This is a genomic window from Ruegeria sp. AD11(2025), assembly GCF_056542405.1.
The window spans coordinates 1-521 of the sequence record NZ_JBQFZU010000171.1 but is presented as its reverse complement, the minus strand read 5'-3'; the positions used below and the strand labels follow the sequence as shown (position 1 = coordinate 521).

Sequence of the window (521 nt, the reverse complement as noted above, 5' to 3'; positions counted from 1 at the left end):
GACGTAATCCTCGACCACCTGCTCACCCAACGTCATTTGCGGCAGGTAGGCTTCGGGTTCGTCCAGCGCCTCGCCTTCCAGATCCTGCGAGAACAGAGGCAGGGGTTTGGCGGTGGCAATTGCCTTGGCCTGCCACAACGCCTCGCGCCGGGTCAGGTCGCAGGCGGCAAAGGTATCGGCCTCGGCCAGCCGTTCGATCACCGAGGGGCCAAGTCCCGCCCGGCGCCAGACGTCGTCGACCTGATGGTAGCCATTGCCGCGTGCAGCGGTCAGCCAGCTGGCGTCTTCTTCGGAAAGGCCCTTGATCTGGCGGAACCCCAGCCGCAGGGCCAGCCCGCCATGGCCGTCCGGCTCCATCACGTTGTCCCAGAAGCTGGCATTGATACAGACCGGGCGCACCTGAACCCCGTGTTCGCGGGCATCCCGTACGATCTGGGCGGGGGCATAGAACCCCATCGGCTGGGAATTCAGCAGCGCGCAGGCGAAGATGCCCGGATGGTGGCATTTGATCCAGGCCGAGG

The 521-nt window shown here is 65.6% G+C and carries 1 protein-coding gene; it reads right to left on the bottom strand.

The window, feature by feature from the left end; translation table 11 throughout:
* Nucleotides 1–521: helix-hairpin-helix domain-containing protein (locus ACR1XY_RS24935; protein ID WP_480597574.1), on the bottom strand; the 521-nt coding region annotated here is incomplete at both ends.